Genomic DNA, 23,854 nt, shown 5'->3' with positions numbered 1-23,854 from the left:
CAAACCAGTTAATTCCGGTGTACGCTGTGGAGACATACCATAGGTTCCATAAGAACTACTGGCTATGTCAACTATTGTACTATTTTGCTGGAGTTTGTACATACTTTTCCAGTAAAATTTGCATTTGCACCAGCAGATCGTCCCGAAGTTCCGGGCGCAGCAGCGCAAATTCAAGCATTGTTTGAATAAATCCCAGCTTCTCGCCGACATCGTAACGTTTGCCATCAAACTCGTATGCGTAGACGGCCTCGACGAGGTTCAATGTTGCGATGGCGTCTGTCAACTGAATCTCTCCGCCAGCCCCCGGCTTCTGGGAGTCTAAAATCTCGAAAATCCGCGGTGTTAATATGTATCGGCCCATGATCGCAAGATTAGAAGGTGCTTCTTCGCGTCTTGGCTTCTCCACAAGTCGCGTTACCCGCGTAATTTGTTCCTCAAGCGCCATACCGTCCACGATCCCGTAACGGGACACTGCTTCATCCGCAACCGGCTGAACGCCTAGCACGGATACACGGTATTTTTCGTACACGTCAATCAATTGCTTCAAGCATGGTTTCTTCTCGGATACGACAATGTCATCGCCTAGCAGCACCGCGAACGGTTCGTTCCCAATAAATTTACGAGCACACCAAATGGCATGACCCAATCCTTTTGGTTCCTTCTGGCGGATATAATGGATATTCGCAAGCGATGTTGGGTGCTGTACCTGCTCCAGCAGCTCAGTTTTCCGCTGATCGATCAGCGTCTTCTCAAGCTCAACCGAATTATCGAAATGATCCTCAATCGCCCGTTTTCCTTTACCTGTAACGATAATAATATCTTCAATGCCGGCCGCAACCGCTTCTTCGACAATATACTGAATCGTCGGTTTATCTACAATTGGCAGCATTTCCTTCGGCATCGCTTTTGTCGCTGGAAGAAACCGTGTCCCTAAGCCGGCTGCCGGAATAATCGCTTTTTTAACAGTCATAATCAGAACCCCTCTAAGGTTGTTAGTACGCCCCTCTGCGGGCAAATACAACCATAATCGTTTTTAATATAATTTTGATGTCAAGCCAGATCGACCATTGATCAATGTATTCCGTATCGAGTTTCACGACTTGATCGAAATTCGTAATTTCGCTGCGCCCAGTAATCTGCCACATGCCGGTCAATCCCGGCTTGATGCTGATCCGACGGTAGTGGTGCGTTTCGTATTTGTTTACCTCATCCAAAGTCGGCGGGCGCGTACCCACGAGACTCATATCGCCAAGGAAGATATTGACGAATTGCGGGAGCTCATCCAGGCTGGTCTTTCGAAGGAAGTGGCCGATTCTCGTGACACGAGGGTCATTGTTCATCTTGAACATGAAGCCGCCGTCGATCTTGTTTTGCTTCATCAGCTTCTTCTTCTGTTCCTCGGCATCGACGATCATCGTTCGAAATTTGTATATTTTAAATACGCGGCCGTTTATACCGACGCGGTCCTGGGCGAACAACACAGGACCTTTGGAATCCAGCTTGATGAGGGGATACAAAACCAAGAACAAACATGCTGTAAGGATGATTCCGACAATTGACCCGATTAGATCAAGAATTCGTTTGAAATAGAGCTGTACGGCATTGAGACTAACCGTATGCAGCGTCAGCATCGGAAGCGTCCCGATGCCCGTAAAGTGCGATTTGGATACGTTCAAGCTGTATAAATCCAACACTAAACGGCAGGTGATGCCCATATTCTCGCACAGTGCTACGTGATCTTCGATGCGACCGACATGCTTGTCTCCAATGGCAAAAATAACCTCGTCTACTACATTCTGACGCAAGATAAGCTCAAGATCGGCAATATTGCCGAGTACTCGCTTATTTGAAATCCGGTCTTCTTCGCTAAGCTCCACGTAGCCGATGATATCGAGGTTAATATTCGTTTTATTCATGTAGTATTCGAATTTCTCAATAACAGGTTGCACACCGATAACCAGTACGCTTTTGCTTAGTCCGTTCGCGCGTTTCTTCGAGTAGGTAAAATATGTGCGCAATGAAATGATCGTAACAACCGAGAGAAAAATGAAGGTGATGAAAAAATTCCTTTCGAAGCTCAGGCCCTCTTGGAATATCAGTATAAGCACAATCGCAATCGTAGAAACAGCAGTTGACCGAAGTACGTTACGGATAATGCGGTCATAGTAGGTAAAGGTAAGCTTGTTGTACATGTTGTAGAAGTTCATCGTTGAAGTATATAACGCGAAGAAAATAATAAAGATCCAGAAGTAGTTTTGCATGGATAACAAATCGATCAAGGAGCTGCACAGTGCGTAGGAGGCTACAAACGAAATCATAATGGCAGCTAAATCACTGAAAAGCATAGAAAAGTGGAAAAACGAATTATTGTTGAACTTGTGCATGTACTCCATCCTTTTTTTGATAGTTGACGCGGTTGACGAACGTTAGCGCTGGGAAACGACCAGATTCTCGCAATTCCTACAAAATATTGTTATTGTCTTTGGGCATATTGTATCATACTTCTAGCTGCTTTCAGACCAAATTCCTAAATTTAATGAGAATTTTACGACTTTATATTGTCGAAAACGCTTCCCTGTCGTTGCTCTTTGGCACTATAGCATATAAGATATGTCCATGCCTAGTCATAGGCTTCAAGTCGAAACAGGAACATTACTAGAAACGATTGGAGAATGCATGAAAACTAACCCTTCCAAAGCGCTTCGGTCTGCACTATTATCCTTTCTCTACTATTCCGGACTCTATTACATCACCGATAAGCTTTTCTCGCCAAAAGGGCTTTATATTGTCGGCTATCATCGCATCGAGAGAAACCTCCCGCCCTCAGACGTACATGTTCTTGCTGTCACGCAGCAAAACCTTGAAGCGCATTTCCGCTATTATAAGAGAAGCTATGAAGTTATCTCTATGGATGAAGCCAAGCGGCTCCTGGAGGGCAAATCCAAATGGACAAAGCGCTACATGGTCATCACCTTCGATGATGGCTACCGGGATAATTACACCCTCGGTGCTGCCTTGTTCGAGCAATACCAGATCCCAGCAACCATTTATCTGACAGTTGGCCCCATCGAGAATCGGGAGCCGCTGTGGACGGATATGGTAGACGAAATGATCGCAAGCAGCAGAAAAACGTCCATAACGCTCTTATGGGATGGCCTTCAAGGTACATTCTCAATTGCGGAGACCGGCAGCCGCATCGAAATCGCTGAAAGAATCAAAAACGAGATCAAACGCTACAACGAAGAAGTTAAACAATGGCTCCTCGAACAGCTTAGGCTGGAATGCGGCGTTGAGCGGCCGACAAACGGAAATCTTATGCTGGACTGGCAGGAAGCTAGAAGCCTAGTCGACTTGCAGGTGAATTTGGGAGGGCATACAATGTCCCATCCAACGCTTAGTACCATCAGCCCGCTTGATGCTTCACTTGAGCTTGTTCAATCCAAGAAGCTGATTGAAACGAAGACATCCAGCAGCGTTCGTCATTTCGCGTATCCTTACGGTTTATATACGGACTTTAATGAAAGCGTCAGGGATGAAGCGGCACGCCATTACGATACAGCCGTCACCGCCGTGAACGGTATTAACGGCATAGATTCCAATCATTGGGAACTTAATCGCGTTATCGTGGAGAATATCAGCGTCCGCAAACTGCAATATCGATTTTTGAAGTTAAAGATACAGTATCAGGTAAGGCATTGGCTTCGTTTAAATAGGAGGTAAGTATGGCGGGCAACAAGCTCCAAACTATTTTTCAGAATCGTTTATTTCAAAATCTCAGTGTCGTTTTCTCTGAAAACATTATTACCCGGGCTCTTAATTTTGTCATCATCTTGCTGTTATCCCTCCATCTAGGACCTCAGGAATATGGGAAGTACTCCTATTTGTTCGTAAATATCGCCTTTTGCAGCGCTTTATTCGACTTTGGCATGGAAAATACGGCCGTGCGCTTTACCGCCAAAGATAAAACAAAGACAACCGTTTATTTCGGCCTCTATTTAACCGTCAAACTTTCCATTTTGCTGCTCATCTGTGCTGCCTTGATTCTATTCGGCAAGGATGTTCTCCACCTGCTTGGGAGGTCCGACATGGCCCCCTATCTCCCTTATTTCATTGTCGGATTTCTGGGCGAATCGCTGCTCTTTGTGAATGATACTTATCTGCAGGCGATTCAGCGATTTAAACTGCGGGCAATAATTAATATCACACGTTTCATTACGTCTTTGCTGTTTATTGCTGCGTTGTACGTCAATCACGCCATTATGCTCAAGTATGTCTGCTTTCTCTTCTTTCTCCCGTTATTGATTTCTATTTTCTTTATCGTTAAGTACGTGTTGTTTTTGAAAGCTTATTTGGTCCAGCGAATTGACCGCCAGGTACTAAAAGAGATTTTTCATTATGAGAAATGGATGTTCATGATCTCTATTCCCAACAATACGCTCGGAAGAATTGACTTTTTGATGATATCCATTTGGGTAGCCTACGATCAGCTCGGTATCTATAATGTTGCTTTTCAACTTTCAGCCATCGTCGCTTTTCTTCCGTTCGTTCTCAGCAAAGTCATGCTGCCGAGCATGGCCGAGCTTAAACCGGCGGACGTTGTTGCTTTTACCAGGAAAATGATCAAGCCGACATTGATTATCTGCGCCGGCATGCTGCTCCTGATTCCACTCGCAAGACCAGTTATTACTATCGTTCTAGGCCCAAGCTACGAGCCCTCGATTTCAATTCTGCAGTTCATGCTCGTATCTGCCATCATTGCTTTCGGACTTATTCCGATCGAACAAGCTATCTATTCACTTGGGATGCCGAAGTTTATAACCGTTGGGAAGTGCGTGCAAATCCTCGTCATTGTACTGCTCATTACCGCAACCGTGCCTTTTCTTGGTGCGATTTGGGCGGCCATCTCGGTTGCAATCGCAAGGCTGCTGTATGGTGTGCTGATCTCGCTGTTCTATAGAAATTACACTAAAAAAACGTTCTCGGCCCAATAATGATGTCGAGCTAGGAGGTCTCATGACGATTGATCCGAATGTACGCGTACTGCACCTAATTTCGTCTTTCCAGATGGGGGGAGCCGAGAAGCTGCTTCTGGAATTGATATCCGAAAACAAGTCTCAGCTTAAAGTGAACTTTGTCGTCGTTATTATGAATGACCTCATTAACGATGCGCTCTTGGATGAGCTTCAAGCAGAAGGCGTTACAGTACACCTTTTAAAGAGACCGCCGTCGCATCGCCACCCCAAATATCTGTTCAAGCTGCTCTCTATTATCCGCAGGGATCGGATACAAATTATTCACACGCATGATTTCGGCAGCAAGTTATGGGCTGTTTTATGCAAATTAGCCGTTCCGCGGCTCAAGCTTGTATTCACAATCCATACGACCAATATCATTTCTAAGTTGAATGCGCTCCAGTTTTTTATCCATCTAAAGGTTTTTAGCGCCAACATCGCCATATCCAACACCGTCGAACAGGAATGCATCGTAAGAGGCTTAAACAATGCGGTAAAAATATACAACGGCATCCGCATTGATAAATTCAAGTCTGCTTCCAAGTCAAACTCCAGCTTCGGCGAACCGATTCGCCTTGTCAATGTAGCGCGGCTAACGCATAAAACGAAAGGTCAGGATATTCTTATTCGTGCCGTGAAATTATGCCGCGACCGAGGTCTCGACGTCTCATGTACACTAATCGGCGGCACCTATGCGTACGATACAGAATCAATGCCCTTCCTGAAAGCCCTGACGGCAGAGCTTGGCATAAGTGAGCATATTCATTTCGCAGGCAATCTTCTGGACGTTCACCTTCATCTAGCCAATTACGACATCTTCATTCTACCGTCACGTTACGAGGGACTTGGACTCGTAGTACTAGAAGCTATGGCTGCAGGCCTACCTGTCATTGCGGCGAATATCGACGGACCCGCGGAGCTTATCGAGCATGGCGTCAACGGCTTGCTGTTCCAAAACGAACAGCCAGAAGACTTGGCTGAGCAGATCGTGCGTCTCTCTCTTCATAGTGAAGAACGTCTTCTTCTGACAGAAGAGGCGGCACGACGCGTAAGTGACTATGACATGTCCGTCATGCTGGGACATTACACCCATTTATACAGCAGTCTGGTTTGAATACGGCCAATGTCTGCTATGTGCTTCTAGCCTTTTCACTGATCTAAATTGGGAAAAAGTTGGATTTATTTGAAAAACTTTTGCAAGTTTCTGAGAGTAACTATGCTATAATCAAAAACAGGAATGAGACGCAAGAACTAGAAGAAATCGACAATTCCCGGATTATCGCGAGTATATCGGACTATATTGTCGACTTTTGAATTCTGCGGCTTCATATGAGGTGTCAAAATGAAAATAATAACGGTAGCAAACTCTGAACATGTAAAGGGCGGAATCGATGCCGTAATTAAGTCGCTTCTCGAAGGTTTGAGGCATAGCGATGAGCACATTATCTCGACGAGATTTCCCTCTTACATCGACAGCGTCGGCCCCCTCATGCGTATCGCTTATTCCCTTATGTCCATGTTTAAATTTGTATTTATCTCGACTCCTTACGAAATCGTTCACTTGCATTCTGCTGCGAAAGGCAGTTTCTACCGCAAGTCCATTTATACCGTTCTATCCAAGCTTCTTCGCAAAAAACTGGTCTTCCACATACATGCTTCCGGATTTGAAACCTTCCAACAGAGCAATTCGTTTAACGCATGGATCGTTCGTCGGACCCTGAATTGTGCCGATCATATTATTGTTCTATCCGACCAGATGAAAGCACTCGTGCATCACTTCTGCGAAAATGATCGGATTACCGTGCTGCCGAATCCGGTCACCATCCCTGCGGCGAAAGAGGTTGCTTCCCTCCGTACCGCTCACGCAAAAGTGCAGCTGCTGTTCTTGGGTGAGATCGGCCCGCGGAAGGGTATTTACGATTTGGTTGATGCCATCGAAATGCTCCCAGAAGCTTGCAAATCGCGCATTCAGCTCCATGTGTGCGGCAACAACGAAATCGAGAGGCTCAAGACCATTGTCTCCGCAAAGAAGCTGAACGATATTATTACTGTCCATGGCTGGACAAGCGGTGAACAGAAAAAGAAACAGCTGTCCAATGCCGACGTTTTTATTTTGCCTTCGTATGCGGAGGGACTTCCGATATCGATTCTAGAAGCAATGGCATACGGCCTTCCCGTGATAAGCACGAACGTGGGCGGAATTCCGGAAATCGTGCGTTCTGGCCAAAACGGCATGCTGCTCGAGCCCGGACAGCCGGCGGCACTCGCTCAAGCCATCGAAGCCCTCGTCATGGATGAGGATTCACGCAACGCCTATGGAAAGAAAAGCAAGGAAATCGTTCATCCTCACGACATTAACCTGGTTATAGACCAGTTATTAACCATTTACCGTCATTTATCTGCTGCTTCTCGCAGCTAAGCGGCGTTGACTGAACAGGCTGAAAGGAGGCTCTATATGTGTGGAATAGCCGGCTTTTATACATCTATGCGCCATGACGCTTACACCAATGTTCTTGAATCCATGATCGATGCCATCCATCATCGCGGACCTGATGCAGACAGCACGCAGGTTATCACAAGCGGCGAGGAAGGAATCATCGGACTTGGTCACAAACGGCTGAGCATCATTGACCTCTCAGAAAACGGCAAGCAGCCAATGACATCCACGAGTGGCAAATCTACCATCGTATTTAACGGTGAAATTTATAACTACCAGCCTCTTCGAGAGCAATTGATCCAAGAGGGTTGGAGCTTCCGAACCCAGACCGATACTGAGGTTATTCTGAACCTCTACGAGAAGCACGGCGAAGATTGCCTGCATTACTTTAACGGTATGTTCGCCTTCGCCATTTACGACCATGTGCGCGACCAGCTGTTTATGGCTCGCGACCGACTGGGCATTCGCCCCCTATTCTACAAGCATGAGCCGGGGACAGCCTTTATTTTCGCTTCGGAGATCAAATCCATCTTTCAATTTCCCGGCGCAAGGAAAGCCGTCAATCGTCCGGCCCTTGCCGAATATACAAGCAACCGGTATGTCAGTAATCCGGAGACTGTCTACGACGGCGTCATGAAGCTTGAACCCGGTATGTCTCTTACGCTCAGGGGTGAACAAATCACGAAGCGCAAGTATTGGGACATTACCCATTTTGAAAAGTGGAATATTCCCTTCGATGAAGCATTAAGCAGACTCGATGAATTAATGCAGGATTCCGTACGCCTTCGGATGATTAGCGACGTACCTGTCGGTGCATACCTTAGCGGCGGGCTTGACTCCAGCCTGATCGTTGCACTAATGGCGCAGAACAGCAGCATGCCGATCAATACCTTCTCCGTTGGGTTGGAAAACTCGCAGTACAACGAACTTGGCTATGCCAAAGCCGTTGCTGATTTATACAAGACCAACCATCATGAATTCGTCATCAATCCCCAGGACTTTCGGGACAGCCTGTATCAGGTCGTTCACTTTCGGGATGCACCGTCCTCGGAGACGGCCGATATTCCCATGCTGCTCATGTCTATGCAGGCAAAGAAGAAAGTCAGCGTCGTGCTGACCGGCGAAGGATGCGACGAGTTGTTCGGCGGCTATCCGAAATATGCGTATGACCGGCTGACAAGCTCCGCGCTGGGAAAAATGGCATTTAATAACCCGCTGATAGCCAGGATCGTCAATACGCTTCCGTACTCATTCCGTAAAGCGAAGCTTGCTTATAACAGCCTCAGCATACCAGACGACGTGAAGCGCTATAAGAACTGGTTTGCCTCCTTCTCCGAGGCACAAACGAACAGCTTGCTGTCCGAAGAGTACAAACTGACCTACTTGAATCAACCGGCCGGCGAAGGGCCTATCATTCATGGATTGACTAACTTGGACCGCATGCAGTATTTTGATATGCGGTACTGGCTGACAGACAACCTGCTTGAACGCGGGGACCGTACAATGATGGCCGCTTCTATTGAAGGTCGACTGCCGTTCCTAGACTACCGAGTTGCCGAACTCGCGTTTCGTCTGAAAGAAAGCTATAAGATCAAAGGGTTCAACCGCAAATACATCGTGAAGCAGCTCGCGAGCAAATATTTGCCTGCCCAAATCATTAACCGCAAGAAAATAGGCTTCTATATGCCGATCGCCGATTGGTTCAGAAACGAGATGAAGGACTTCGTTACCGACCATCTCCTATCGTCAACGTTTTTCAACCGCGGTATATTCAACAAGGACAAAATAAAAGAATTGGTTAAAGCCCATATGGATGGCGTGACCAACCACGAAAAAGAGATTTGGATGCTGCTTAATCTCGAAATTTGGTTCCGTTCTTCGATCGATAGGGGGTTACACACATGAAAATCGCATTAGCATGCTCTGTTGGCGGACATCTGACGCAGATGAGACAGCTGGAAAAATTTTATAAACAGCATAAGTACTTTTTTATTACCGAAGATACGCTGATGACAAGAGAACTCGCTAAGCACGAGCCCGTATACCTGCTTCGCCTCATTAATCGGAAGAAGTGGAACTTTCCTGTATTGTTCTTTATGAACTTCTTTAAAACATGGCATTTTTTGCACAAGGAGAAACCTGATCTCGTCATTTGCACAGGCGCGCTCAGCTCCTTCCCGACTTGTTTGCTAGCGAAGCTCATGCGTAAAAAGGTCGTGTACATCGAGAGCTTTGCAAAGATGAATTCACCTACACTGACAGGACGTCTCGTCTATAAATTCGCCGATATGTTTATCGTACAATGGGAATCCATGATGCGCTTCTATCCTAATGCCGTCTATGGGGGGAGTATCTATTGATCCTGCTATCGCTCGGGACGCAAGACTTCCCGTTTGAACGTCTCCTGAAAGAAGTAGACCACTTAATCGAGCAGGGGATTATTCAAGAGGAAGTGTTCGCCCAAATTGGCTACAACGACTATAAGCCTAAACATTTCAAGTATAAGGATTTTACCGATTTTCAAGAATTCGATGCACTGCTGGAGAAATGTAATCTGCTGATTACGCACGGGGGCACGGGAACGATCATCGGGGGATTGAAGAGAAGCAAGAAATTAATTGCCGTACCGCGTCTGAAGAAGCACGGAGAACACGTTGACGATCACCAAAAAGAAATCATCGGTTATTTCTCAGAAATGGACCTGATTATCGGCATTGACGAGGTTGATCAGCTGGAAGCCGCGCTTAAGCAAGTAGATGCCTTTCAAGTTAAGCCTTTCGTCAGCGGCAACAAACGAATTATCGGATTGATCGATGACCTGGCCAAGCAAGTCATGGCATAAAGAATGTAGGTGGGGTGCTTTATGTATAAAATCGCAGTTGTAGGCACGGGCTACGTGGGGCTAGTAACCGGAACGTGCTTAGCTGATTTCGGTATGGAAACCATTTGTGTCGATATCAACGAGGAAAAAATCAACAACCTAAAAAACGGCATTATTCCGATTTATGAGCCGGGGCTAACGGAAATGGTCGTACGCAACGTGCAGTATCGCCGGCTGCAGTTTACGACGGACATGGAGACGACGATTCAAGAAGCGGATGTTATCTTCATTGCGGTCGGAACTCCTCCTCAGCCAGACGGAAGCGCGGATTTGACTTTCGTCATGAAGGTAGCAGAACAAATCGCAACGCATATGAACGGCTTCAAGATTATCGTCAACAAAAGCACCGTACCGGTCGGTACTGGCCGGAAGGTCAAACAGGCTATAGCGGAGAAACTCTCCGAGCTTGGCAAAGACTTCGAATTCGATGTCGTATCGAACCCGGAATTTTTACGCGAAGGCACAGCAATTTATGACTTTACGCATCCTGATAAGGTCGTAATCGGAGCCGAAACAGAGAAAGCCAAAGAAATCATGAAGAATGTATACCGTGTGCTGTATTTGAATGAAACGCCGTTTATTAATACGAATATCGAAACGGCGGAAATGATTAAATATGCCAACAACGCTTTCCTTGCCTTGAAAATTTCGTTCATAAACGAAGTCGCCAATCTGTGCGAGAGCGTTGGAGCAAGCGTGCAGCATGTTGCGACAGCGATTGGTAAGGATGGCAGGATTGGATCCAAATTCCTTCACTCCGGTCCGGGTTACGGCGGCAGCTGCTTCCCTAAAGATACACAGGCGCTGGCACATATCGGACGCGAGCATGGTTCGCCATTACATCTGGTAGAGGCGACGATTAGAGTGAATGACAGTCAGAAGCTCCGAATGGTCAGCAAAATCGAGAATGCGCTTGGCCAAGTAGCCGGCAAGCAAATTGCTGTGCTAGGACTTACGTTTAAGCCGAAAACTGATGACATGCGGGATGCACCGTCGCTGACGATCATCAATGAGCTTGCAAGCAAAGGAGCCTCGTTCCGCGTATACGATCCCGTCGGGATGGAAGAAGCAAGGCATGCACTCAAGGAAGTGGAAGACATCCGCTTCTGCTCGGATGAATACGAAGCGATTCAAGGCAGCGATGCCGTCGTTATTGTGACGGAATGGCACCAATTCCGCAACCTTGACCTCGACCGCCTGAAACGGGAATTGAAATCCCCTAACTTCTTCGACCTCAGGAATATTTACGACAAACAACGTATGCTGCAGTATGGTTTTAACTACTTCGGTGTCGGCGTTTAGCAATGCCTGCGCACGATAATAAAGGATGAGAACATTGAGAATGAGCACACTGCTTGTTTATCTGTTGAAACGGATTTGGATCATTATTCTAGCCGTCGCAGTTTGCGTAGGGCCGGTTATATACTGGTCGAATAGTAAGCCAGTCGAATATAAAGCCAGCGCTTCCGCGTATATCCTGCGGCAAACGACGAGCACATCCACCAATCTCTACCAAGAGCTGCTCGCGGCGCTGAGTTTGATTAAAGATTATAAAGTCCTTATTCCTTCAACGGCGGTCACCGCATCCGTACAAGAGGCACTTGCCGCTCAGTACGAGTGGGGCAAAGCATTGACAGCGGAGAAGCTGGCTTCACAAGTGCGGATTGAAAACGGAAACGAGAGCCACATCATTGCCATCAACGTGACCGACAAGGATCCAGAGAAAGCGGCAATTATCGCGAACGCCGTTTTAGATGCCTTCAAACAGTTCTCCAAAAAAATCACGATTGATGACAGCGTTATTGAAATCGAGGCAGCGCAGCCACCCAAAGCTCCAACATCCTCCAACAAGCTTTATATCGGAGCAGCAGGCTTAGCCGGTCTTGTCCTTGGTTTCTTGATTGCCCTGCTTCCAGTGATGCTTGGCATTGATTCATCCAGAAGAAGGAGAAGAACGGCTGCCTAGTCAGCATCGGTTCGTCCTCCCGGATCTCTATGAAAGCAAATACGACAAATAACAAAACGAGCATATGCCAGCGGGCTTATGCTCGTTTTGTTATTCTTCAGCGGCCCGCATCGCCTGTGCGCAGCGGGGGCAATAATGAGCACCGTACGGCAGCTCACTTAAACAATTACCGCATTTCATGTATTTCAAATTGCCTTCCATGGCAAGCAGCTCGGGGTTCAAGGAAATGATGGAACGACGCTCATCGGAGATCCCCCGTCGAACAAACATGCGAAGCAGCAGCAGACCTAAACTGCCCACCGTCAGCATTTGCAGCAAATGGACCTCATTCGAACTGATTTGTAAATTCCACAATACATGCATGCCCAGCGTAACCGCGATTAGAAGCCCGAACCGAAGCCATTTTTGATGCAGCAGCAAGTACCATATGCCGGTCGCGGCAATCGCTGTCCACGTTCCGTGCCCGAACGGAGATAACAGCGCCCGATAGAGAATGACCGTTAACGCCTGCTGCGGGTTATGTAACGTATTCAGTCCATAAATAATGCTCTCAATCGCAGCAAATCCCATACCCGCTGCTGCTCCATAAACAACGCTATCCATTAAGAAACGTGAACGCTTGCGACGGATGAGTATGATAACGAGCAGGATCTTGCTTGTTTCTTCGATGCATGCCGTGGACATGCTGATCAGATAGGGGTTCGCGTTCGCAAATAGATCAAGCCCTTCAAGCTTGTATGCAAGCGGTATGCCGATGAGCGCGGTCAAGAAGAACAACAACACCAGAAGGTAAGGCTGATTGCCTAGGATGCTGCGCGTGTGCAAATAATTGACGAAGGCAAGCGGCCCGATAAAACTGCCGATCGCGATGGCAAGTATCAACAGCCAATCGTTTTCCAACCTAATACATGAGATCGAGAGCACGATGAAGCAAAAAAGGCCAGCGCCCATAATCGTCCAATGCTCTCGCTTCTTCCCGCTTTCAATTAACGGCGCATGTACGGCCGCCTGATTGAACGATTCGATAAACGCCTCTTTATTGCGGATTCGAATGACTTCCTCAAACTGCGTCCGTAAGCTTTCATGATCTTCGAGTACGTGCTGAAAGCTATCACGCGGCAAAATAAGCAGCTCGCAATCGCCGCGGCTGACGACCGAAAAAGGCTCAGATTGGTTGCGAATCAAACCGTATTCGCCAAAAAAATCCCCAGTCCGCAATGTCTCCATCACGGCTGTACCTGCTTTCACATCCAGCTCGCCTGAAATCACCATGTAAAATTGATGGCCGAACTCTCCTTCGCGAACCACGACTTGGCCAGTCGTAACCTGTCGATAGGAAGATTGTTGTCCCAAGCGGTCAATGATGGCTTCCGGCAGACGTGCAAAGATAGATGCAAGCCGCATGAACGTTGTCTTTTGCCGCTGAAGCGAGAAGTTTTCGAGCTGCTTGAAGAAGTTTGGCGCCCCGTAACCGATCTGCTCCAGGGATTGGTGAGACATCTTTAACAAGAAAACATCGCTTTTTGCTCGGACCGACGTTTTCCGCACATTCTCTCGATAAAGTGTCACTTCGCCGAATATCCGACCGATGCCAAGCGTGGCAAGTACGGTATCAAGACCGATTAAATCCCGCCCGACAACCTCGACTTCACCGTCATATACAAAGTAGCAGGCATCGCCTTTTTCACCTTTTTTGACGATTGGCGTTCTGTCTTTAAAAGCGACAAATTCAATGTGCTTATAGACAAAGCGTACCTCCTCCTCCGGAAGCTCTGAGAGAAAGGGCAGCGAATTTAAATAATGTTGGACATCCGTCAGGGTTGGTTTCGTCGTAATCATCCCTTGTTAAATGGCTTATTCGGGCAATGTTCTTCTCATTGTAATTCCGCTTTGTTCACGGGGCAAGATGCTCCCTCTAGCTTTTCCCATCGGCATCCACTATATAATCAAATCAGCCGAATTGTCCGAATCGGTAGATAGCTGCTGCGCGTCAAGCCCGTCCCATTCCTGCAAAAACCGCTCCACATACGCTTCCATATACCGGTGTCGCTCCTCGGCGATGGCCTTCCCGGATGTCGTGTTGATGCGATCCTTCAGCTTCAGCAATTTCTCGTAGAAATGGTTGATCGCCGTCGTCTTGCCGCCGCGGTATTCCTCGGGCGTCATCGCTTCGCGGGGCTTCAGCTCCGGATCATAGATCGCATGACCCTTCCAGCCGGCGTACAGAAACGCCCTTGCAATTGCAATCGCGCCGATTGCATCGAGGCGGTCCGCATCCTGCACGACCTGGCCTTCCAGCGTCCGCATAGGCGGATTGGCGCCGCCGTTGAAGGACATATTGGCGATAATCTCCATCACGTGCTCGGCGTCCGGCCCGTTCACCGCTTGGCCTTCCAGCCAGTCCTTCACCTTGCGCAGACCGCTTTCCTTCGAGTCATTCAGCTTCTCGTCCGCGACATCGTGCAGCAGCGCCGCGAGGCAGCAGATAAAGGTGTCCGCGCCTTCCTGTCCGGCCAACTGCTGTGCCATGCGCACGACCCTGTGAATATGCCACCATTCATGGCCGGTGACATCGCCGCCAAGCTCGGCGCGGGCGAACAGCTCCGCCGCATCCAGAATACGCTGCTTCACGGGGCTATGGCTGCTAGGTGTGCTCATAACGGCTGCCCTGCCCCGCGGCTCTGCAGATCCCGCCAGACTTTCTTATTGCTGTACTGCCGTTCCGCGCTAATATCCCTGCCGAACCATGCTGGCGGCTCGAACGCATGCGCTGCGGACTCGGAATCGAATTCCACCTCCAGCACCGTAAGCTGGATTTGGTCATAGCAGTCGATCTCGACGGTAAGTCCTTCCCATTGTGCCGTTATGCGATTCTTCGTCAAGGGTACGAGCTTGCGGGCATTCGTCAGCTGTTCATAAATACTGGCCGTAATGCCGTATTCGATCTCCTCTCGCGCCAGGCCGTTACCGGCTTTGAACGTGTGGGTAAACTGCACGTCTTCCGAGTTTATATCCACGATCCGCCGAACGCGGACCTCCTGCTGCTCATCGATCGCCAAGTATGTCTGCTCGATGCGCTGCTCGGACAGAATGACCAGCACGCCATCCTGAATCAGTTGCTCCGGGTATTCCGGCAGCAGAAATTTCCGTTCAATTTCAAGTGCCAATGCTGCACAACTCCTTTTTATAACCAGACTGTCCCTATTATACCATTGCGGCTGAGACGTCAAAAAGCCAGGGCCAGCAATCAACGCGGCCCTGGCTGTTCATTATCATCTACACAGACTGGTTCTCCGAAGGAACAGCTATTCTGCGTTTGCTCTGCGATTGCAGTGTCCGGTCCACTACATGCTTGCGAAGCCAATGAAGTACCGGTTTCTCGACCACTTTATAAAAAGCGCAGCCTACACAAACCGCAATTATGCAAACAAAGACTGCCAGGAAGATGGGATGTCCTGTTTTTACATACAGATGGAGCTTATCGCTAACATTCCTAAAACACAGAATGACAATGATATGCGTGAGAAAAATCGAATAGGACGCATCACCTATAGCCACCAGCCATTTATTAACCTTGATAGTCTTGCGAAGCTCGTAGCTGGCAAAACCAAGAATAATAAGAAAGAACGGTCCACCCCACAAAATAATATGATTCAACGGTATCGTCCACAGCTGCTGCATAATCAGCGACACCAACAGGAGACCCAGGCCAACATAGCCAACAACCGTCAAATTCATCATATAGCGCAATATAATATGGGCTGCAACACACCCTGCAATGAATTCTAAATTAAGCGGATTGAACAGCAAGTCAAAGTAAGGCTGCTCTGCGAACGTAATGCCAGCAGCCAAAAAATATAGCATCGCAGCTGTCCAAACGCCGAGCAAAGGCATAAACCACCGCTTATTAAGGATAAGCAGGCCGAATACGAGATATAGAAACACTTCATACCGAAGCGTCCAAGCTACACCTAGTATGGGCTGCTTAACATCAGGAAGCAGAAGGAACGATTTCACAAACTCTAAGGCCGTAAAATGCTCATGTGCAACGATGGAAAGCAAGATGTAAATCAGCGTAGCAAGCCAATACACTGGTATAACACGTACAAAACGTTTGATTAGGAAAGGAGAAAGCTTCGACTGTGTACTGAAATCTTGATTGTGAATGTAATAGATAATAAAACCGCTTAACACAAAGAATAAATCCACACGCGCAAATGGATAATCAAAAGGCTGAAAAATAAGAGCGCTAATTTGATACTTTTGCAGCAAGATTCGGTCAGCATGATGCATAACCACCATAACGGCCGCTAAACATCGAGCAATTTGCAAAAAGTTGAGCCTCTTTCTCAAGTGTAAATCCTCCCTAAATATTAACAATGGTGATTCTATAGTGTACCATAAATGGTTGATTAACTGTTCATATTTTGGGAGGAAAACCCTGTTTTATCGTTTGCACGACGAAAAAACCTCTGTCTCTTGGATCGCTATGCTACTCGTACAACTCCATGCCAAAAACCGGAGCGTCTCTGTCATGACGGAGACGCCCCGGTTCAAATTCATACGCTGACTTGATCCTGCTCATCCCGAATCCATCGCTTCATTCATCGCCTAATCGGAGTCAAACCCTTCTATCTACTCCGAGGAAGCCGCCTTCTGCCGCGCCTCCTCCAGCACGCTCCGGTACATCGGCACCTCCGGCTCCTCGGCAACCAATTGCTCGTAATACTGCGTCACCTTGCCAAAATAATACGGGTACACGTCAACTGCCGGCACCAAATTGTAGCTTTCCCAGCGGTAAGCGTTGATTTCGTAGGCCTTATCTTGATCCTCCAGCCAGAGCGCCAGCTCGCACCGGCCGTCCTGCCCAGCCGTTCCCGGCATATCCTCGATCTCCAGCCAGCTGTACTGAATGCCTTCCGGGACGATTCGCACCAAGCCATCGCCCGACCACTGCAAAATATCCAATTCTACCCTGCCGTCGTCATCCTGCCAGCCGATAATGATACTGCTTTGTCCAGCCCTCGTAACCGGAGCCGCTGCTAAATCGGCCACATACACGCCTTTGCCGCCGGCATGCGCGAACATATGCCATTGCCCGCTGCTATTCTTCAATACGATGAGGTTCTGCTCGCCTTGATAGCGATAGAGCGCGATAAGCTCAACGTTGTAATCGTAATCGATATCCGCGAACAGGACCGCCGGCATGTTGGCATGCCTTGACAGCACAGCCAGTTCCGCACCATACGGAATGAAATGCTGTACGATCGAAATGGCATAGTTAACGTTATTGTTCATCCCCATCCCCCATTCCCCTGGCATTCAAGTCAATATATGCGGCCGGGGCGCCAAGCATGTCAAGGATTGAGGAGAGCTGCCGCCGCCTATCGGCTTCAGCCAAGCTGCTGCAAAAAATTAACGACCTCCGAAGCCTCTTCTCCGCCTGCCTGCGCATGCACGAGCAGCGGGATGCCATGCGGCCCTAACGCATCCTTCCTCGCAGGGTTGTCCGCCAACAGCGCCCTAACGATCTCAAGCTTGCCAAGCATGGCCGCCGCGAACAAATCGATCCTTGCTCCCCTCTCCAGCAGAAACAGCGCAATATCCCGTCTGCCCATATGCGCCGCGGCGCCAAGCGCCGTTTCCCAGTCGCCGCCGCCCCAATCCCAGGCCGCGTTCAGCAGCCCCGGTTCTTGATCCAGAAGCTCCCTTACCCGATTGAGATCCCCATGCGCATTGCCGACAAATTCCTTCACTTGCTCTGCTGCGATCACTGGTTTCGTCTCCAACCGCTTCATCTCCCTTTGGGTAGTCAAATATTCTCGTTACCGCAGCAGTGCCGCAGCTTCCGGATGGTCCCGCAGCGCGGCCACTTCCGCCGCAGTCTGGCCTTCCTTCGTCAGCAGCGTGCGATCCGCACCTGCGCTCAGGAGGAGGGGAATCATTGCACTCCGCCCAAAATAGCCAGCCACATGAAGCGTGCTGAACCCAAGCCGCCACTTTCCCTCGCACACCGCGTTGACATCGGCGCCCCGCGCAATGAGCAGCCGAACAATAGGCTCGTAATTGCCCGCGATCGCCGCATGGATCGCCATGTTGTTCAGATTACCGTCGCGGCTCCTCGCATTCACTTCCGCACCTTGATCCAGCAGATACTCAACAGTCTCCTCATTGCCGAAATGCGCGGCAAGCCCTAACAGCGTATAGCCGTCACTGTTGCAGCTGCCGAGCAGACCAGGCGACTGCGCCAGCCATTCCGAGACCCGTTGCGTATTGCCGACCGCCGCAGCCTCGTAGACGCTTAGCTCCGCGCCGTGGTCAAGCAGCAGCTGCTTGATTTCCATTGACCGGTAGTAGGCGGCCATCAGTACCGCCGTCTCTCCGCTGTCGCTGCTTGCATTCGCAAGCGAGGGGTCCGCGTTCAACAGCTCGGACACCTTGTCGACGCTTCCGGACCTAACCGCTTCAATCATCTCGCTGCGAAGCTGTGCCACATCATCCGCAAGCGCCTTCGCTTTAAGCAGAAGCACCTCCGATGCTTGGATCCCAACCGTTAGGAGGTGAGAAACCGCTCGGGAGCGGTTTGATTCCAGCCCCGCCTCCACTAGCAGGTCAACTGCCTGCAAGGCAGTCTCATCCAGACGGATGGACAGCACCATGCTTTTCTTGTTTTTCGCCTGCATTTGGTTTATCTTCTCCACTCGTTGTTGCAACATTTGTAATATAAATTACAAAGTTACAATATCATATTGTCCCTATTTTTACCAGTATTGTTTTAAGATGAGCCCAGCGAATTTATAAGCCTCATGCGCAAATAACCCGCAGGCGGAGCGCCGCTACGGCGCGTTCCTCCTACAGGTTGACGAAGCGCATGATAATGGGTAGAACCGAGGCTTACTTCACGATAAGCAGCGGCATCGCAGCATGCTGAAGCATATAGTGGCTGATGCTTCCCATGACGAACTCGCGAATCCCCCCGAGTCCTCGACTGCCCATCACGATCAAGTCAATGCCTTGCTCATTCGCATAACGAATGATAGACTCGCCGGAACTGCCTTCGAGCAGCACGGCGCGCGCCGCAGGCAGCTGTGCTATTTTGGCCTCGGCATCCTTCAGCATTTCCTGGGCCTCGTGCATCTGCTGCCGCTGCACAGACGAAGGCACGGTCACGATAGAGTCCGCAACCGCAACGGCTGCGGTGCTGTAGACGTGGACAACTGTTAATTGAGCGGAAGGGAAATGCTGCGCCATCTCTACAGCCCGATCAAGCGCTCTGACAGACGGCAATCCGCCATCGTACGCAACAAGAATATGGGAGAAACTCATCGAAAACGCCTCCTTACATGTATTCGGCACACAATCGCTGTTCATTCTTTCTTTACCCTGCACCAATATCGCCCAAACCATCTGCAGGGGCAGCTATACTTGCCGCTCCTCTACCTATAATCTGATTTGCTGGAGGTAATTGAAGCACATTTCGTCAGCTTCACAGCACAAAGAGCCGCAACATGCCGCTCCTGTGCAGCTGATGCAGCTCCAAGTTCTACTTTTTCACTATGCTTACGCGGTCTTTATCTAATGACCGGCCCTTTAAAGAACACGCGTACGACGATTTCCGCCGCTGCGAGCAGCACAATAATCGCGCTGTATACGGCGGCCGTATAGCTTAATGGATAGGAAATATCCACGGCTTGATTCAGCACATATGTCAGCAGATGGACCAGCATGTTCGTAAAGCAGAGCGCGTAGCTCCGCGCCATCCACTGTCGATGCTGCACGATGCGCTGCTTGCGAATGCGCATGACCGCAAGCAGCGTAAAGGCGGGCCAGATGATATTGAGTATATTGAACGCGATGCTAACCGCCTTGCCTCCTGTGGCATACGGTGCCATATAACCGGAGGTAAGAGAGACAATAAGAACGGAGATGACGTACAGGTATCCGTTCCTCTTATGAAATTTCCGGCGCTTCCGCCGCAGTCGCTCCGGGAAGTTCACTGCCCCGGACAGCAGCGCAAGGCAGGCAAACGCCAGATGCACCCGCATGACCGGCAGCCAAACCGGCATGTTGACGGGATGCGCGGGATTATCCTTATGACCGAGGAATCCCGATGCTTCGGGGTCATGCAGGATGTTGGCATACAGGACATACAGGATGAACAGAACCGCTGCTGCAAGCAGGAGCAGATACGGCAGCTTATGTTTGGTCATGATTCCTTAAACCTCGCTTGAAATAATAAAGTCGGCGCACAGCGCCGGCAAGGACTGAACGAACCGCCGCCGATCAGAGACGCCTGATCGTAAACGCCTGCTAGTTCTCGCGTGGACCGAACCGTTTAACGGAGCGGATTCTGGCGCGTTCGATCTCCACTTGTCGATTCCGCTGCGGGCTATTCGTGACGAGATTACGGAGCAGCTTCTCCGCAGCTGCGGTCACCTCTTGAATCGCGAGGTCGAAGGCCTCTTCATTGGCCTTAGAGGGCTGCGTGAACCCGGAGAGCTTCCGTACGAATTGCAGCGAAGCGGCCTGGATTTCATCCTCCGTGGCAGGGGGATCGAAATTAAACAGCGTTTTGATGTTTCTGCACATGCGGCAGCACCTTCTTTTTATCGTTTCGTCCATCATATCATCGCGAATAAGGTTATGGAAATGCGATGCGGTTCGGCTATCTCCATTGTAAAAGTAAATGTCGTCATCGATGTCGCTGATTGTTGTACATATAAAAAATGCTCCCCACACGGAAACCAGGCTTTCGTATTTCACCTGTCTACCGTATGGGGAGCCTATCACTGGACAGCCCTTTTACTGCTATTTATTTGCTGCTGCGGAACAGTCTTTTTCTAAGCAAGAACACGCCAAGCAAAATGACGAACAATCCTGCCAGTCTAACATTCAGGTGACTCTCTTCCCCGGTTTTTGGCAGCGTCGACCCCGTATCGATCGTTCCGAGCGGAACGTCTCCAACCGTGATATCGATGAACACCTCAAATCTTTCGATTCCGGCGTTGTTCCATCCAACAAGTGAGCGGTGTTGCTGACAGTGGCATCAATCAGGTCATCGTCCAAGCTTGTCGTGAAAACAAGAATGTAGCCCGTGCTGATCGAAGCATTGAAACTTACTTTCAACGTGTCGCCCGTATAATCCGTTGCCGGCACTTCCGTGCCTTGATCAGGCGTTCCATTCGGTTGAACCGTCATGTCATAGACATGCACGGAGCCTGAATCGAGCTGCTGGCCGTTAAGCAATTTGTCTTCAATTACGGCATGCGCCAGCGTTTCACGATTGTAGTTCGCGCCGACCGTCCATGTTACTTTCTTCGTTGTCGCATTGTAAGCGCCAGACTTATAGTAACGTGGAACCGCGGCCTTCTTTCAAAAACGGCCTCGCCCGCTAGTCAAGCGGACAGAGGCCGTTCGTTCGGGAATAAGGACGCAGCCGGCGCTTTCCCTGCTATCTATGCAGTGCTACTGGTCATGCATGGCCGCCTGCCGCTTATAATGATCCTCCAGCACCAAACAAGCCATCGCCTCGATTACGGGGACGATTCTCGGACAAATGCAGGGGTCATGCCGGCCTTCCGTACGAATCGTCCGCTCCTCTCCCTGCGTATCCACAGTCTGTTGGGGTACCGAAATCGAGGAAGTCGGCTTGACCGCCACCCGGAATACAATATCCGCTCCCGTACTGATGCCGCCCAGTATCCCGCCCGCGTGATTGCTGAGGAAGCCCTCCGCGTTCATCGGATCATTATGCTCGCTGCCCAGCATGTCGGCCGCCGCGAAGCCCGCGCCGAACTCGATGCCTTTGACAGCCCCGATCGACAGCATCGCCTTGGCCAAGTCCGCGTCCAGCTTATCAAACACCGGCTCACCGAGGCCCGCCTGTGCACCCGAAATTCGGCATTCCACGATGCCGCCCACGCTGTCGCCCTGCGCAGCCAACGCTTGAATGCGTGCTGCCATCCGAACGGCCGCATCGGGGTCGCATGCCCGCACGCTGTTGTTCTCGATCTCCTCCGGCAGATAAGCTTCGCATGTAATCCCGCCGATTGAACGCGTGTAGGCCGTTACACGGACACCTCTGCCCTCCAGCAGCTTGCGCGCGACCGCGCCCGCGGCCACGCGGGCGGCCGTCTCCCTGCCGGAAGCCCGTCCGCTCCCCCGGTGGTCGCGGCTGCCGTATTTCTTCAAATACGTATAATCGGCATGACCCGGACGGAACGTGCGTTCCATCCCGTCATATGCGCTTGGGCGCATATCCTGGTTGTAGAGCAGGATGCATAGCGGCGTACCCGTCGTCCGCCCTTCATACATGCCCGAGACAATATGAATGCGGTCGTACTCCTTCCTGGGCGAAGTCACCGCGGATTGACCGGGCTTGCGGCGGTCCATTTGAACTTGAATATAAGCTTCGTCGAGCTCAAGCCCCGGCGTAACGCCGTCCACGATAACGCCAACCGCCTCGCCGTGCGATTCCCCGAACGTGGTGAGCTTGAACACGTCTCCGAACGAGCTTCCAGCCATCTGAAGGCACCTCCAATTCGATTTTCGATTTCCTTTAGAATTGATTATAATAAGCACAGTGCAATAAATGAAATCATAAAATCCGAATCGTGACATAGAGGTGTTCAATATCAAGCCGATGATGAATCTCGAATGGTACCGCATTTTCCTTCATACGGCCAAGGCCGGCAATTTAACCAAGGCCGCGCAGGAGTTGCACATTACGCAGCCGTCCGTCAGCTATGCGATCAAGCAAATGGAGGGGACGCTGGGCGTCAAGCTGTTCGACCGGTTGTCCAAAGGAGTTGCTTTAACCCCGGAGGGCGCTTCCTTGCTTGCATTCGTGGAGAAATCGCTCTCCCTGCTGGACGCAGGCGAAAGGAAAATCGAATCACTGATCAAGCAAACCGCCGGTGAGCTGCGAATCGGCTCCAGCGGACCGATGATCAAGCATTTGCTGCTCCCGCAGCTGGATAAGCTCCGCGCCGGGTTCCCGGACATCGAGATCCGGCTCTTTCAGGGGAAAACCGCTCAAATCCAAGCTTGGCTCAAGGACAACCGCATCGATATCGGCATCGTGCATCTGCCTGCCGACGACCCCGCGCTATCCGTTCGCCCGCTTGCCGCGATCCAAGACTGCTTCGTCGTCGGACCGCGTTACCGGCATATGGCGGCACAGCCGCTGACGGCCGCGGACTTGGCCGGGATTCCGTTGCTGCTGCTGTCGAAAGGAAGCAGCACGCGGCAGTTCGCCGAGCAGTGGTTCGCCGCCCAAGGGGTCGAGATCGATGCCGCCATCGAGCTGAACAGCTCCGATATGCTTATCGCATTTGCCCGGCAAGGCTACGGCGCGGCCATCGTGACGCGCGCCTCCGTCCTGCAGCTGCTCCAGGAAGGCGCGCTGTTTGAGCTGCGCACCGCAGAAGCCATCCCAAAGCGCCGCGTCGGGGTAGCTACCCGGCGGGGCGCTTCGCTCTCCATCATCGGGTCTTATTTCATGGAGCTGCTGACCGCTCAGGCCGCGGAAGAGAATTCGAGCTTAGCATCGCCATGAA

24 protein-coding genes and 1 pseudogene are annotated in these 23,854 nt (G+C 50.1%); 10 read left to right on the top strand and 15 right to left on the bottom strand.

Annotated features, from left to right (window positions below; all coding sequences use genetic code 11):
• Window positions 1-79: 79 nt before the first annotated feature.
• On the bottom strand, window positions 80-970 hold the full coding sequence (gene galU / locus KXU80_RS19645) for a UTP--glucose-1-phosphate uridylyltransferase GalU (RefSeq protein ID WP_308858107.1): 891 nt from the start codon (window positions 968-970) through the stop codon (window positions 80-82).
• A 22-nt stretch (window positions 971-992) separates the two neighbouring features.
• Window positions 993-2,384: a sugar transferase gene (locus KXU80_RS19640; RefSeq protein WP_219834876.1), complete on the bottom strand. Its 1,392-nt coding sequence runs from the start codon at window positions 2,382-2,384 to the stop codon at window positions 993-995.
• 292 nt (window positions 2,385-2,676) lie between these two features.
• Between KXU80_RS19640 and KXU80_RS19635 the strand changes: the two genes are divergently transcribed.
• From KXU80_RS19635 to KXU80_RS19595, 9 genes are all read left to right on the top strand, one after another.
• Window positions 2,677-3,720: a polysaccharide deacetylase family protein gene (locus tag KXU80_RS19635; RefSeq protein ID WP_219834875.1), complete on the top strand. Its 1,044-nt coding sequence runs from the start codon at window positions 2,677-2,679 to the stop codon at window positions 3,718-3,720.
• A 2-nt stretch (window positions 3,721-3,722) separates the two neighbouring features.
• Window positions 3,723-4,991, top strand: coding sequence for an oligosaccharide flippase family protein (locus KXU80_RS19630; RefSeq protein ID WP_219834874.1), 1,269 nt, complete (start codon window positions 3,723-3,725; stop codon window positions 4,989-4,991).
• Window positions 4,992-5,013: 22 nt separating this feature from the next.
• A complete protein-coding gene (locus KXU80_RS19625; protein ID WP_219834873.1) occupies window positions 5,014-6,126 on the top strand; it encodes a glycosyltransferase in 1,113 nt (370 codons plus the stop codon).
• 228 nt (window positions 6,127-6,354) lie between these two features.
• Complete coding sequence (locus tag KXU80_RS19620; protein ID WP_219834872.1) at window positions 6,355-7,431, top strand: glycosyltransferase family 4 protein; 1,077 nt, start codon at window positions 6,355-6,357, stop codon at window positions 7,429-7,431.
• A gap of 36 nt (window positions 7,432-7,467) precedes the next feature.
• Window positions 7,468-9,354 carry an asparagine synthase (glutamine-hydrolyzing) gene (gene asnB, locus KXU80_RS19615; protein WP_219834871.1) on the top strand — a complete coding sequence of 629 codons (1,887 nt, stop codon included), beginning with the start codon at window positions 7,468-7,470 and terminating at the stop codon, window positions 9,352-9,354.
• Window positions 9,351-9,809, top strand: coding sequence for a PssD/Cps14F family polysaccharide biosynthesis glycosyltransferase (pssD, locus tag KXU80_RS19610; RefSeq protein ID WP_219834870.1), 459 nt, complete (start codon window positions 9,351-9,353; stop codon window positions 9,807-9,809). Before asnB ends, pssD begins: the two co-directional genes overlap by 4 nt.
• A complete protein-coding gene (gene pssE, locus KXU80_RS19605; RefSeq protein WP_219834869.1) occupies window positions 9,806-10,291 on the top strand; it encodes a PssE/Cps14G family polysaccharide biosynthesis glycosyltransferase in 486 nt (161 codons plus the stop codon). Before pssD ends, pssE begins: the two co-directional genes overlap by 4 nt.
• A gap of 21 nt (window positions 10,292-10,312) precedes the next feature.
• Window positions 10,313-11,632 (top strand): UDP-glucose dehydrogenase family protein, encoded by a 1,320-nt coding sequence (locus tag KXU80_RS19600; RefSeq protein ID WP_219834868.1) that lies wholly within the window; start codon window positions 10,313-10,315, stop codon window positions 11,630-11,632.
• Window positions 11,633-11,672: 40 nt separating this feature from the next.
• Entirely contained in the window at window positions 11,673-12,296 is a 624-nt protein-coding gene (locus KXU80_RS19595; protein ID WP_219834867.1) for a YveK family protein, read from the top strand.
• Between the two features lie 90 nt (window positions 12,297-12,386).
• Here KXU80_RS19595 and KXU80_RS19590 read toward each other — a convergent pair whose 3' ends face one another.
• The 13 genes and pseudogenes from KXU80_RS19590 to aroC form a co-directional block, all read right to left on the bottom strand.
• Entirely contained in the window at window positions 12,387-14,135 is a 1,749-nt protein-coding gene (locus tag KXU80_RS19590; protein WP_219834866.1) for a cyclic nucleotide-binding domain-containing protein, read from the bottom strand.
• 99 nt (window positions 14,136-14,234) lie between these two features.
• Window positions 14,235-14,954, bottom strand: a complete 720-nt coding sequence (locus KXU80_RS19585) for an HD domain-containing protein (protein WP_219834865.1) — start codon at window positions 14,952-14,954, stop codon at window positions 14,235-14,237.
• Window positions 14,951-15,463, bottom strand: coding sequence for a CYTH domain-containing protein (locus tag KXU80_RS19580; RefSeq protein ID WP_219834864.1), 513 nt, complete (start codon window positions 15,461-15,463; stop codon window positions 14,951-14,953). The genes KXU80_RS19585 and KXU80_RS19580 overlap by 4 nt, the downstream gene beginning before the upstream one ends.
• A gap of 109 nt (window positions 15,464-15,572) precedes the next feature.
• The gene (locus KXU80_RS19575; protein ID WP_219834863.1) at window positions 15,573-16,649 is read right to left on the bottom strand and encodes an acyltransferase family protein; all 1,077 of its coding nucleotides are present in this window, start codon (window positions 16,647-16,649) and stop codon (window positions 15,573-15,575) included.
• A 282-nt stretch (window positions 16,650-16,931) separates the two neighbouring features.
• Complete coding sequence (locus tag KXU80_RS19570; protein WP_219834862.1) at window positions 16,932-17,594, bottom strand: hypothetical protein; 663 nt, start codon at window positions 17,592-17,594, stop codon at window positions 16,932-16,934.
• Between the two features lie 95 nt (window positions 17,595-17,689).
• On the bottom strand, window positions 17,690-18,085 hold the full coding sequence (locus KXU80_RS19565) for an ankyrin repeat domain-containing protein (RefSeq protein ID WP_258171071.1): 396 nt from the start codon (window positions 18,083-18,085) through the stop codon (window positions 17,690-17,692).
• Window positions 18,086-18,121: 36 nt separating this feature from the next.
• Complete coding sequence (locus KXU80_RS19560; RefSeq protein ID WP_219834861.1) at window positions 18,122-18,979, bottom strand: ankyrin repeat domain-containing protein; 858 nt, start codon at window positions 18,977-18,979, stop codon at window positions 18,122-18,124.
• Between the two features lie 211 nt (window positions 18,980-19,190).
• Entirely contained in the window at window positions 19,191-19,622 is a 432-nt protein-coding gene (locus KXU80_RS19555; protein ID WP_219834860.1) for a universal stress protein, read from the bottom strand.
• Between the two features lie 245 nt (window positions 19,623-19,867).
• Window positions 19,868-20,506: a DUF2306 domain-containing protein gene (locus tag KXU80_RS19550; protein ID WP_219834859.1), complete on the bottom strand. Its 639-nt coding sequence runs from the start codon at window positions 20,504-20,506 to the stop codon at window positions 19,868-19,870.
• Window positions 20,507-20,606: 100 nt separating this feature from the next.
• On the bottom strand, window positions 20,607-20,885 hold the full coding sequence (locus KXU80_RS19545; RefSeq protein ID WP_219834858.1) for a DUF2277 domain-containing protein: 279 nt from the start codon (window positions 20,883-20,885) through the stop codon (window positions 20,607-20,609).
• A 223-nt stretch (window positions 20,886-21,108) separates the two neighbouring features.
• Window positions 21,109-21,279, bottom strand: a complete 171-nt coding sequence (locus KXU80_RS28140) for an LPXTG cell wall anchor domain-containing protein (protein WP_258171070.1) — start codon at window positions 21,277-21,279, stop codon at window positions 21,109-21,111.
• An 80-nt stretch (window positions 21,280-21,359) separates the two neighbouring features.
• A pseudogene (locus KXU80_RS28495) lies at window positions 21,360-21,587 on the bottom strand (collagen binding domain-containing protein); the annotation flags it as partial.
• A gap of 174 nt (window positions 21,588-21,761) precedes the next feature.
• Complete coding sequence (aroC, locus tag KXU80_RS19535; RefSeq protein ID WP_219834857.1) at window positions 21,762-22,820, bottom strand: chorismate synthase; 1,059 nt, start codon at window positions 22,818-22,820, stop codon at window positions 21,762-21,764.
• Between the two features lie 118 nt (window positions 22,821-22,938).
• Between aroC and KXU80_RS19530 the strand changes: the two genes are divergently transcribed.
• On the top strand, window positions 22,939-23,853 hold the full coding sequence (locus KXU80_RS19530; RefSeq protein WP_258171069.1) for a LysR family transcriptional regulator: 915 nt from the start codon (window positions 22,939-22,941) through the stop codon (window positions 23,851-23,853).
• Window position 23,854: the final 1 nt, after the last annotated feature.

Source organism: Paenibacillus sp. R14(2021) (assembly GCF_019431355.1).
In the GTDB taxonomy this organism is placed as follows: Bacteria; Bacillota; Bacilli; order Paenibacillales; family Paenibacillaceae; genus Paenibacillus_Z.
The sequence above is the reverse complement of the archived record's forward strand: the minus strand, read 5'-3'. Positions and strand labels throughout refer to the sequence as shown.

Excerpts from the sequence above, each read along its gene's own strand:
- KXU80_RS19570 (WP_219834862.1), bottom strand. The coding sequence starts at position 17,594 with ATGAACAATAACGTTAACTATGCCATTTCGATCGTACAGCATTTCATT.
- KXU80_RS19620 (WP_219834872.1), top strand. The coding sequence starts at position 6,355 with ATGAAAATAATAACGGTAGCAAACTCTGAACATGTAAAGGGCGGAATC.
- KXU80_RS19560 (WP_219834861.1), bottom strand. The coding sequence starts at position 18,979 with ATGCAGGCGAAAAACAAGAAAAGCATGGTGCTGTCCATCCGTCTGGAT.
- KXU80_RS19545 (WP_219834858.1), bottom strand. The coding sequence starts at position 20,885 with ATGTGCAGAAACATCAAAACGCTGTTTAATTTCGATCCCCCTGCCACG.
- pssD (WP_219834870.1), top strand. The coding sequence starts at position 9,351 with ATGAAAATCGCATTAGCATGCTCTGTTGGCGGACATCTGACGCAGATG.
- KXU80_RS19585 (WP_219834865.1), bottom strand. The coding sequence starts at position 14,954 with ATGAGCACACCTAGCAGCCATAGCCCCGTGAAGCAGCGTATTCTGGAT.
- aroC (WP_219834857.1), bottom strand. The coding sequence starts at position 22,820 with ATGGCTGGAAGCTCGTTCGGAGACGTGTTCAAGCTCACCACGTTCGGG.
- KXU80_RS19550 (WP_219834859.1), bottom strand. The coding sequence starts at position 20,506 with ATGACCAAACATAAGCTGCCGTATCTGCTCCTGCTTGCAGCAGCGGTT.
- KXU80_RS19530 (WP_258171069.1), top strand. The coding sequence starts at position 22,939 with ATGATGAATCTCGAATGGTACCGCATTTTCCTTCATACGGCCAAGGCC.
- KXU80_RS19555 (WP_219834860.1), bottom strand. The coding sequence starts at position 19,622 with ATGAGTTTCTCCCATATTCTTGTTGCGTACGATGGCGGATTGCCGTCT.
- KXU80_RS19640 (WP_219834876.1), bottom strand. The coding sequence starts at position 2,384 with ATGCACAAGTTCAACAATAATTCGTTTTTCCACTTTTCTATGCTTTTC.
- galU (WP_308858107.1), bottom strand. The coding sequence starts at position 970 with ATGACTGTTAAAAAAGCGATTATTCCGGCAGCCGGCTTAGGGACACGG.
- KXU80_RS19600 (WP_219834868.1), top strand. The coding sequence starts at position 10,313 with ATGTATAAAATCGCAGTTGTAGGCACGGGCTACGTGGGGCTAGTAACC.
- asnB (WP_219834871.1), top strand. The coding sequence starts at position 7,468 with ATGTGTGGAATAGCCGGCTTTTATACATCTATGCGCCATGACGCTTAC.
- KXU80_RS19590 (WP_219834866.1), bottom strand. The coding sequence starts at position 14,135 with ATGATTACGACGAAACCAACCCTGACGGATGTCCAACATTATTTAAAT.
- KXU80_RS19595 (WP_219834867.1), top strand. The coding sequence starts at position 11,673 with ATGAGCACACTGCTTGTTTATCTGTTGAAACGGATTTGGATCATTATT.
- KXU80_RS19635 (WP_219834875.1), top strand. The coding sequence starts at position 2,677 with ATGAAAACTAACCCTTCCAAAGCGCTTCGGTCTGCACTATTATCCTTT.
- KXU80_RS19630 (WP_219834874.1), top strand. The coding sequence starts at position 3,723 with ATGGCGGGCAACAAGCTCCAAACTATTTTTCAGAATCGTTTATTTCAA.
- KXU80_RS19625 (WP_219834873.1), top strand. The coding sequence starts at position 5,014 with ATGACGATTGATCCGAATGTACGCGTACTGCACCTAATTTCGTCTTTC.